The sequence below is a fragment of the Gordonia sp. i37 genome, assembly GCF_002043085.1.
Classification (GTDB): Bacteria; Actinomycetota; Actinomycetes; order Mycobacteriales; family Mycobacteriaceae; genus Gordonia; species Gordonia polyisoprenivorans.
Genome location: NZ_MVPX01000303.1, coordinates 1 through 9932, shown reverse-complemented (window position 1 = coordinate 9932; position 9932 = coordinate 1). Strand labels below are relative to the sequence as shown.

The 9932-nt window shown below is 67.5% G+C and carries 10 protein-coding genes; 6 read left to right on the top strand and 4 right to left on the bottom strand.

The features are described 5' to 3' along the window. Nucleotides 1-356: 356 nt before the first annotated feature. Nucleotides 357-2438: an NAD-dependent DNA ligase LigA gene (gene ligA, locus B1964_RS14640; protein WP_020170767.1), complete on the top strand. Its 2082-nt coding sequence runs from the start codon at nt 357-359 to the stop codon at nt 2436-2438. Here ligA and B1964_RS14635 read toward each other — a convergent pair. Further along, nucleotides 2398-3324 (bottom strand): LysR family transcriptional regulator, encoded by a 927-nt coding sequence (locus B1964_RS14635; RefSeq protein ID WP_172398844.1) that lies wholly within the window; start codon nt 3322-3324, stop codon nt 2398-2400. The two genes, ligA and B1964_RS14635, sit on opposite strands and share 41 nt — an antisense overlap. 128 nt (nt 3325-3452) lie before the next feature. On the opposite strand from B1964_RS14635, the gene B1964_RS14630 reads away from it, so the two are divergent. Then, entirely contained in the window at nt 3453-4235 is a 783-nt protein-coding gene (locus tag B1964_RS14630; RefSeq protein WP_079930289.1) for an SDR family oxidoreductase, read from the top strand. Between the two features lie 39 nt (nt 4236-4274). Then, on the top strand, nt 4275-4625 hold the full coding sequence (locus B1964_RS14625; protein ID WP_079930288.1) for a nuclear transport factor 2 family protein: 351 nt from the start codon (nt 4275-4277) through the stop codon (nt 4623-4625). 26 nt (nt 4626-4651) lie between these two features. Here B1964_RS14625 and B1964_RS14620 read toward each other — a convergent pair whose 3' ends face one another. After that, nucleotides 4652-5161 carry an O-acetyl-ADP-ribose deacetylase gene (locus B1964_RS14620; protein WP_079930287.1) on the bottom strand — a complete coding sequence of 170 codons (510 nt, stop codon included), beginning with the start codon at nt 5159-5161 and terminating at the stop codon, nt 4652-4654. 6 nt (nt 5162-5167) lie between these two features. Further along, entirely contained in the window at nt 5168-5836 is a 669-nt protein-coding gene (locus B1964_RS14615; protein WP_006371000.1) for a hypothetical protein, read from the bottom strand. 247 nt (nt 5837-6083) lie between these two features. Here B1964_RS14615 and B1964_RS14610 point away from each other — a divergent pair, with 247 nt between their 5' ends. The 3 genes from B1964_RS14610 to gatA all read left to right on the top strand — a co-directional run bounded on the left by B1964_RS14610 (nt 6084) and on the right by gatA (nt 8653). Continuing rightward, on the top strand, nt 6084-6695 hold the full coding sequence (locus B1964_RS14610; RefSeq protein WP_079930286.1) for an antibiotic biosynthesis monooxygenase: 612 nt from the start codon (nt 6084-6086) through the stop codon (nt 6693-6695). 108 nt (nt 6696-6803) lie between these two features. Further along, on the top strand, nt 6804-7163 hold the full coding sequence (gene gatC / locus B1964_RS14605; protein ID WP_253194004.1) for an Asp-tRNA(Asn)/Glu-tRNA(Gln) amidotransferase subunit GatC: 360 nt from the start codon (nt 6804-6806) through the stop codon (nt 7161-7163). Beyond that, on the top strand, nt 7160-8653 hold the full coding sequence (gatA, locus tag B1964_RS14600; protein WP_014360536.1) for an Asp-tRNA(Asn)/Glu-tRNA(Gln) amidotransferase subunit GatA: 1494 nt from the start codon (nt 7160-7162) through the stop codon (nt 8651-8653). The genes gatC and gatA overlap by 4 nt, the downstream gene beginning before the upstream one ends. A gap of 10 nt (nt 8654-8663) precedes the next feature. On the opposite strand, the gene B1964_RS14595 is transcribed toward gatA, so the two are convergent. Next, nucleotides 8664-9881, bottom strand: coding sequence for an alpha/beta-hydrolase family protein (locus B1964_RS14595; RefSeq protein ID WP_079930285.1), 1218 nt, complete (start codon nt 9879-9881; stop codon nt 8664-8666). Between the last annotated feature and the right edge of the window lie 51 nt (nt 9882-9932).

Here is a 9932-nt window from a genome sequence, read left to right as displayed (position 1 = left end):
TCCCGATCGGGCACGGCTACTACGACCTCGTCGAGATCCTCACCCCCGACCCTGGTCTGGACTCGCCGGTCGACACCCGACTCGCCCAACTACTCGGCGACCGCGGGTTTTAGACCGTCGCGTGCTCGGTGTGGGGTCGGAAACCAGCAGCGGTGCAACAGGTCTCGAGGCTCGTCGCTGGCGCTCCTCGGCACCTCGACCAGCGACTAAAAGGGATCCTCCGCCCGGTAAGGAAGCCCCCTCCCGATGGTCGAGGCCTCGACACCCCCGACGGCCGAGACCGGCATCGCACGCTGCGCACATGTTTGCCGGAACGCTCGAGGAGAACTGTCGGGGTGTTTCGATACGCTCGGTGGGTGGCAGAAGCAGATCAGGTGGCAAACGACGGTCCGTCCGCCGACGTGCGAGAACAGTGGTCGACGTTGGCCGAGGAGATCCGTGAACATCAGTTCCGGTACTACGTCAAAGACGCACCGATCATCTCCGACGGCGAGTTCGACCGGCTGTTGCGGCGTCTGCAGGAACTCGAGGAGGCGCATCCGGAGCTGGCCACTGCCGACTCGCCGACCAAGCTCGTCGGCGGAGGTTTCTCCACCGCGTTCACGCCCGTCGACCATCTCGAGCGAATGTTGTCGCTGGACAACGTCTTCGACGCCGACGAGATGCGAGCGTGGGTCGCCCGGGTGGCCGACGAGGTGGGCTCGGGAACCGAGTACCTGTGCGAGCTCAAGATCGACGGGGTCGCGCTGGCGTTGGTGTACCGCGACGGCGTGCTCGATCATGCCACCACCCGCGGTGACGGTCGCACCGGCGAAGACGTCACCCTCAACGCGCGCACCATCACCGATGTCCCGCAACGCCTGACCGCCTCCGACGAGTACCCGATACCGCACGTCCTCGAAGTACGCGGTGAGGTCTTCTTCCGAGTGGAGGACTTCGAGACTCTCAACGCCTCGTTGGTGGCCGACGGTAAGCCGCCGTTCGCGAATCCGCGCAATTCCGCAGCGGGTTCGCTGCGACAGAAGAATCCCCAGATCACCGCGCGACGTCGGCTGCGGATGATCTGCCACGGCATCGGCCACACCGAAGGATGGCGCCCGGCGTCACTGCACGACGCCTACCTCGCGCTCGGTGCCTGGGGGCTGCCGGTGTCCTCGCACACCACCAAACTCGTTGGTGCAGAGGCGATTCTCGACAAGATCGCCTACTGGGGTGAGCACCGCCACGATGTCGAGCACGAGATCGACGGCATCGTCGTCAAAGTCGACGACGTCACGCTGCAACGCCGACTCGGTGCCACCTCGCGCGCACCCCGCTGGGCGATCGCCTACAAGTACCCGCCCGAGGAGGTCACCACCGAACTGCTCGGCATCGAGGTCAATGTCGGACGCACCGGCCGGGTCACCCCGTTCGCGGTGCTCGCGCCGGTGCTCGTCGCCGGTTCCACCGTGTCACGGGCCACCCTGCACAACGGGTCGGAGGTCAAGCGCAAGGGCGTGCTCATCGGCGACACGGTCACCATCCGCAAGGCCGGTGACGTGATCCCCGAGGTCCTCGGTCCCGTCGTCGACCTGCGTGACGGCAGCGAGTACGCCTTCGAGATGCCCGACACATGTCCCGAGTGCGGTTCGGTGCTGCGGCCGGAGAAGGACAGCGACGCCGACATCCGTTGTCCCAACGCGCGGTCGTGCCCGGCGCAGCTGCGTGAGCGACTGTTTCACCTCGCCGGACGCAGTTCCTTCGACATCGAGGCCCTCGGGTACGAGGCGGCCGGCGCGTTGCTGAGTGCCGGGGTGATCACCGATGAGGGCGACCTGTTCTCGCTCAACGCAGATGATCTTGCGAAGACCGCATTGTTCACCACCAAGAAGGGCACGTTGTCGGCGAACGGTACGCGCCTGCTGGCCAATCTCGACAAGGCGAAAGAGGTGCCCCTGTGGCGGGTGCTCGTCGGCCTGTCGATCCGCCACGTCGGCCCGCCCACGGCTCGTGCGCTGGCGACCGAATTCGGCTCCTTGCAGGCGATCGAGGACGCCGACCCGGAACGCCTGGCCGCCGTCGAGGGGGTCGGTCCCACCCTCGCGCAGAGCATTCACGATTGGTTCACCGTCGACTGGCATCGCGAGATCGTCGAGAAGTGGCGTGCTGCAGGCGTTTCCATGGAGGACGAGCGAGACGAGTCGATCGAGCGCACATTGGAGGGCAAGACGATCGTCGTCACCGGGTCATTGCAGGATTTCTCGCGCGACGGCGCCAAGGAAGCGATCCTCGTCCGCGGCGGTAAGGCATCGGGATCGGTGTCGAAGAAGACCGACTTCGTGGTGGTGGGGGATTCGCCCGGCTCCAAGGCCGACAAGGCCGAACAACTCGGGGTACCCATCCTCGACGAGGACGGCTTCAAGCACCTTCTGGAGACAGGCGAGCCGGCGCCGAATTGAGAATCGCGGTCCGGAAATCGGAGACCGTGTGCGGCAGCCACAGTGCCTGGATGGGAGACAGCGGAGGGTCGGTGAACTCCTTGACCATCACCCGGCCGCCGTGCGCCGGGCCTGCAGGCGCGGTCACGAAGGCGCACGCCGTGGTGTCCACGAGCACAGCGGTGGTCGGTGGCGTGCCCTGGACCCGATTGATCCGCAGGATCGGTTCGAACCCCGACCGCCGACAATGCGCGACGAGGAAATCGGTGTAATACGAGTGACGTTCGGGTGCCCAGACGATCACCGGGTGTTCGGCGACGTCGGACATCGAGATCCGATCGAGGGTGGCCAGTGGGTGATCGATCATCACCGCCAGACGGAGTTCCTGATAGCCGATCACGGCTGAGATCAGTTCTGATGGGGTGTCGATGCCGCGGCGCAGGACCAGATCGACCCGGTTCTGCAGCAGATCATCGACGAACTGTGCCGGAAACACCGGTCGGGCGGTCACCGGGATGTCCTCGTGACGCTGGACAGCGGATTCGACGATAGAGAAGACCTCGGCGCCGGAGAGAGCCGGCGAATGTCCGACGACGAAAACCGGTGGACGCTGCTGCGCCACGGCGCGCACCGAGCGGGTGAGATGACGCGCGCCGGTGAGGATCGCACGTGCGTTGCGGAGCAAATCCTCTCCGGCCGGGGTCAGCGTCAGCCCGCGATGCTCCCTGTTGAACAGGGACACGCCCAACTCGGTCTCGAGCCGTCGGATGGCGGTCGACAGAGCTTGCTGTGTGACGAAGACCGTGGTGGCCGCGTCCGCGAGGGTATCCGATTCGGCGACCGCGACGAATTGCTCGAGTCGACGGATATCCGGCAAGGGCAGGGATTCTCCGGAGGCATCAGGCACATACAAATGGTAGTTGATCGGATACCAATACAAATCGATGGTGTTTGTGTGTTGTCGCTCGTAGCGTGGTTCTCGCAGGTCGAGCGATGACAGCCGATCGGCGTCACGACACATGAAATGGGGGACCCATGAGCGGCACCGTCGCGGAATCGGCGATCACACAAAAGGACATGGCCGGCAAGACTGCCGTCGTCGCAGCCGGTGCCAAGAATCTCGGCGGGCTCATCTCGACCGAGCTCGCGCGATCCGGCGCCAACGTGGTTGTCCACCACCACGGTGACTCCTCACGTGCAGATGCCGAGCGCACCGTCGCCGAGATCGCGGCGCTGGGCGCCGAGGCGATCACGGTCGCCGGCGATCTCACGCGTCCCGCCGCGGTCACCACGCTGTTCGACGCGGCCATCGACGCCTTCGGCGGCGTCGATCTGGCAGTCAACACCGTCGGCAAGGTATTGCGTAAACCTCTCGTCGAGGTCACCGAAGCCGAATACGATTCGATGTTCGACATCAATGCCAAGAGTGCGTTCTTCTTCCTCGCCGAAGCAGGTAAGCGGTTGTCCGACAACGGGTCTGTGGTCACCATCGTCACCTCACTGTTGGCCGCGTTCACCGACGGGTACTCGACCTATGCCGGCAGCAAGAGTCCCGTGGAGCACTTCACCCGCGCGGCGGCAAAGGAATTCGCCGACCGCGGGATCTCGGTCAACAGCATCGCGCCCGGGCCGATGGACACCCCGTTCTTCTATCCGCAGGAGACCCCCGAGCGTGTCGAGTTCCACAAGTCGCAAGCCATGGGTGGGCGGCTGACGGAGATCTCCGATATCGCACCGATCGTGAAATTCCTTGCCACCGATGGGCATTGGATCACCGGACAGACTCTGTTCGCCAACGGCGGCTATACCACCCGGTGAGTGACGACCGAGCCGCAACGAACCCGAGGAAGTGACCCCATGGCCGACGACCCGCCCATCAGCTCGCTACCCACACCTGTCCGCGCGTCGATCGAGGCAACCAACGCGGGTGATCTCGCCGCCTTTCTCGCGACATTCACACCCGATGGGGCGGTGGATGATTGGGGTCGCACCTTCACCGGCCGGGAGCCGATCACCGCATGGAGTGACGCCGAGTACATCGGCAAGAACATGACACTCGAGGTGCTCTCGGCCGAGTTCCCCGACGCGCGCACGGTCGTCGTCAAGGCCTCCGTCGGTGGCGACGGGTTCAACGGTCCGTCGACGTTCACCTACCGAATCGACGGTGACGAGGGCGCCGCAGTGACCCTCATGCAGATCCGCGAATAGTGCGGATGCGCGAATGGCGGCCTGGCTCAGCCCAGTGCGGCGTCGAAGGCTCGGTGGGCGATATCGTCGAAAACCACGAATCGCACGGATCGCACCGCCGTCGACGATTCGCGGACGGTCTGCACGGCGATCCGTGCGCCGTCCTCGACGGGCCACCGGTAGATCCCGGTCGAGATGGCGGGGAACGCCACCGTCTCGGCGCCGAGATCGTCGGCGACACGTAGGGATTCGCGATAGCACGAAGCGAGCAATGGTGAGCGATCGTCGGCGGCGGAGTACACCGGCCCGACGGTGTGGATGACCCACCGGGCGTCGAGGTCGCCGGCGATTGTCGCCGCTGCCGCGCCGGTCGGCAATCCGTCGGGGTAGGTGCTCGCGCGCAATTCCCGACAGGCGGTGAGAATGGCCGGGCCACCTCTGCGATGAATCGCTCCGTCGACCCCGCCGCCACCGAGGAGCGAGGAGTTGGCGGCATTGACGATCGCATCCACCGACTCATCGGTGATGTCGCCGCGTACCACGGTGACCTCGGGCACGGGCGCTCAGGACTCCGCGCGCAACACCGTGGACACGATCCCGGCGAGATAACCGAGTCGCGCGATCTCCGACGGACGGAAGTCCGGTCCGCCGATGCGTCCCAACAGAATTGCCTTCGATCCGTCACCGAGCGGAGCGGCCGCCAACCGGGTGTCCATCTCCTGCCAACCCTCGGGTACCCAGTCGGCTTCGGAGTCGAGCCGGACGGCGCTCTGCAGCGGGAGCCAGTCCACAGTTGTCGCATGCGTCTCGGGCGCACCGGAGCTGCCGAACAACTGCAGCACACCACCCGCGGCCCGGGTCAGCACCGTCGCCCACGACACCCGCAGCACGCGAGGCGCGTTGTCGACCAGTACCTGCAACCGGTCGTCGAGTGCGGTGGCGACCTGATCGACCAATTCCAGCTCGCGATGGGTGTCGAGCACTCCGGAGTACGGGCGGATCGAGTCCACCCGGACGCCCTTGACCTTCTCTGCGGCGGTGATCAGCGTGTCCGGCAGTGAGCCGGGCGCCACCTCGACCACGAGGTCATCGACCGCATAGCCGTCCGCACGTTCGACGACCTCGAGGGACAAGATGTCGGCGCCGACCGAGCCGAGCTGGACGGCGAGCAGACCGAGACTTCCCGGCCGGTCTTGGAGGTACACCCGAAGCAGGTAGGACACGGCCGCCATTGTCGCACCGGCCCAGCGGTGCTGCCGAGGACGGGCCGCCGGTGCCCGGGTACGGTCGGCGACGATGCCGGTCACGCGAATCCCCGAGCACGGTCATCGGCGATGGCGAATGCGGTGTGGGCGCACGTTCGGCAGCATGCGAGCGACGCGCTCGTGACGATGATCACGCCGGCGATCCTACGCCCGTCTAATCACTTCCCGACGCGGCGACGCTGCACGGTGACCGAACCGACGCCACGATGGAACCGTGGCCGACACCAACGACGACACAGAACCCGGCGACCGGTCCGGCGCGCACGCACCCGACCGTGAGGCGGCGCATGTGACCACATCGGTGGCCCGGCGCATCGAGCCGGGCCGAGAACATGACTCCGTCACGTGGACCGACGCCGGAATCGCGTTGGCGCGAACCTTTCCCGGATTTCTCGGGGGCGGCTGGCTACGGTCGGCAAAACGGCCCGACGAGTACTACGTCGTCTATCGGTTCGCCGACGGGTCGGCGCTCGACGACTGGGACAGGTCTCCGGTTCGCCGGGCATGGCTGACGCGAGGCGAGGGCGTGGCGGTCGAACACGCCACGCATCGACTCTCGGGTATCGAGGGATGGTTCGAACCGCAATCCCATCTGACTCATGCGGTCCGCGTGCTCGGTGCGCCGCCGCCGCGCTGGAAGCAGGCGATCACCATCTGGCTGGGATTCTTCCCGTTGTCGGTGCTGATCAATTATCTGGTGGTTGCCCATCTCGGTGATCTGCCGTTGGTGCTCAAGACGTTGATCGCCACGCTGATCAGCACCCCGGTGATGGTGTACGTGCTGCTGCCGTGGATCACTGCCCGCCTGGCGCGATGGCTGCGCTGACCGTGGCCTAGGCTTGGTGGGGTTGCCGGTCGGCAGACCGGCTGCAGCGACATCGGGCCCATGACGCATCGGGCCCGGCGAGATCCGGCACGGAAGGACACGATCGACATGGCAGGGGACTCAGAGTCCGCGAGCACGGGGTCTGTGGACTCCGGGTCCGCGTCCACCGGATCTGCGATCACCCGCGACGAGGTTGCGCATCTGGCCCGGCTGTCGCGGCTGGCGCTGAGCGAGGACGAACTCGACGTCTATGCGCAGCAACTCGATTCGATTCTCGCCCATGTCGCGCAGGTGTCGGAGGTGGCCGCCGACGACGTGCCGCCGACCGCCCATCCGGCGGCGCTGGCCAATGTGCTGCGTCCCGATGTGGCGGTACCGGGGCTGACCACCGAGCAGGCGCTGTCCGGGGCGCCCGCCGTCGAGCAGGATCGTTTCGCGGTCCCGCAGATCCTGGGGGAGGAACAGTGAGCGCGCCGTCGACCCGTACGTCCACCGAGATCACCGGCCTGACCGCCGCCGAACTGGGCGCCAAGATCGCCGCCCGCGAGGTGTCCTCGGTCGAGGTGACCTCGGCGCATCTCGATCGCATCGCCGAGATCGACAACCAACTGGGCGCATTCCTGCACGTCAGCGGTCCGCAAGCGCTGGTGGCGGCCAAGGCGGCCGACGACGCCATCGCCGCGGGCGAGGCGCGGTCGCCGCTTGCCGGTGTACCGATCGCCCTCAAGGACGTGTTCACCACCACCGATGCGCCGACCACCTGCGGGTCGAAGATCCTCGAAGGCTGGGTGCCCCCGTACGACGCGACCGTCACCGAGCGGCTGCGCTCGGCGGGTCTGCCGATCCTCGGCAAGACCAACATGGACGAGTTCGCGATGGGCAGTTCCACCGAGAACTCCGCCTACCAGGTGACGCGAAATCCCTGGGACGTCACCAGGATTCCCGGCGGCTCGGGCGGCGGTAGTGCTGCGGCACTCGCCTCGTTCCAGGCCCCGCTGGCCATCGGCACCGACACCGGTGGATCGATCCGCCAACCCGCCGCGGTCACCGCCACCGTCGGCGTCAAGCCGACCTACGGCACCGTCTCCCGGTACGGGCTTGTCGCGTGCGCGTCGTCGCTCGACCAGGGTGGGCCGTGTGCGCGCACCGTGCTCGACACCGCGCTGCTCCACGAGATCATCGCCGGTCACGACCCGCGCGACTCCACCTCGATCGACGCCCCGGTCCCGGATGTGGTCGGTGCGGCGAAGGCCGGTGCGGCGGGCGATCTGAGTGGCGTGCGCGTGGGCGTTGTCCGCGAACTCCAGGGGGAGGGCTACCAGTCCGGGGTGCTCGCCTCCTTCGAACAGGCCGTTGCCGAGCTGACCGCGCGCGGGGCGCAGGTCGTCGAGGTGTCGTGCCCGCACTTCACCTACGCGCTCGGCGCGTACTACCTGATCCTGCCCAGCGAGGTGTCGAGCAACCTCGCGCGCTTCGACGCCATGCGCTACGGACTGCGCGTCGGCGACGACGGCCACCACAGCGCCGAAGAGGTCATGGCGCTCACCCGGGAAGCCGGTTTCGGCCCGGAGGTCAAGCGCCGCATCATGATCGGCACCTACGCACTGTCCTCGGGCTACTACGACGCCTACTACGGTCAGGCCCAGAAGGTGCGAACCCTCATCGCCGCCGACTTCGACGCCGCTTTCGAGAAGGTCGACGTCCTGGTCTCACCGACCACCCCGACGACCGCGTTCCGGATCGGCGAGAGGGTCGACGATCCGCTCGCGATGTATCTGTTCGACCTGGCGACGCTCCCGGTGAACCTCGCCGGTGTCGCGGCGATGTCGGTGCCGTCCGGTGTCTCCGCCGACGACGGGCTGCCCGTCGGGTTGCAGATCATGGCTCCGGCACTCGCCGACGACCGGCTTTACCGTGTGGGGGCGGCCTACGAAGCCGCCCGCGGGCCGATCGCGTAACTTCCCGGCATCACGGCAGCGCGCCCTGTTCGGGCCCGTAGCGGTGCCCGGTCCCGGCGGGGCCGTCGAGGGCGCCGAGCAGATCCACCGACGTCTGCACGAACGACACCACCGGCAGCCACGGCGGGGTGTGCATCCGCGCACCCACGATCCGGGTCTGCGCCGGGCGTGTCGGTGGGCGCCACACCGCTGCCGTCGACCATCGGGTGACCGGGTCGGACGAGTTGGCGAACACGATGCGCGACGCCCCGCCGCCCCGCGGATCGACGGTGTCGGCGGGGACCCCGGCCAGCACGGTGCCCGCCACCGCACCCGGATGGCGGGTATTGGCCCACTCCCGCGCACGGTCGGCGCCGAGGGCGCCCAGACTCTGTCCGTAGAGGTACACCCGCGGTCGAGCGACACCCGGCGGCAGCGAGTCGCGGGCGTCGAGGACGTGGCGTAACAGGGCCACGGTTGCGGTTGCGGCCGAACCGCGGTCGGAGACGAAGACCCGCCAGGACGAGGCCGATGCGTACGGCAACGACAAGAACTCCACATCGTCGTGCAGACGTGCGCGCATCGCCGTCGTCGCCTGCGGGTCGACCCACCCCGATCCGGTGGGTACCGCGATCACCACCGCGCCGCGGCGCAAACCGCCCTCGCGAACCCACGTGTCGGTGAGAACGGTTGCTGTTCGGTCGATGTCGGCAGCCGTGGGTGTGGCATCGATCGATGCGGCAGCCGAGGTCGCGGGCGTGGCGAACAGTACGACCGTGGCGAGTGCTGCGGTTGCCGCCATCGCAGCGCGGCGCCCGAACCATGCGACCGCGACGAACCCCGCACATCCGGCCGCGGCCGTCGCCGCAGGGTATGCGGGCCCCACGCCTGCGATTCCGATATCGCTGCGGAGAATGTTCTGCCACAACGTGTTTGCAATCGACCCGGCCATCAGGACGGCGACCGCGAGAGCGGCAACCGCCCACGAGGTGATGAGGCGTTCGGGCCGTGCCGACCCGAGTGCACGACCCACCGCCGTCATCACCGCCACGCACACGCCGGTCAGGACGGCTGCGGTGACGACATCCCGTGGCAACGAGCCCGGCCACAAGGCGATGAGCGCGCCGATGAGCCCGCCGACCACGGTGAGCGAACCCGGTGGGGAGAGTCGGCCCAGTGCTCGTCGGACCAGCGCTCGTCGGCCCAGTGCTCGTCGGTTCGGTGCGACGGTGTCGACGGCGGAGGTCATCGCGCCACCCCGCTGTGGCCACCGACCTCGGCGATGACCCGAACGGCGGGC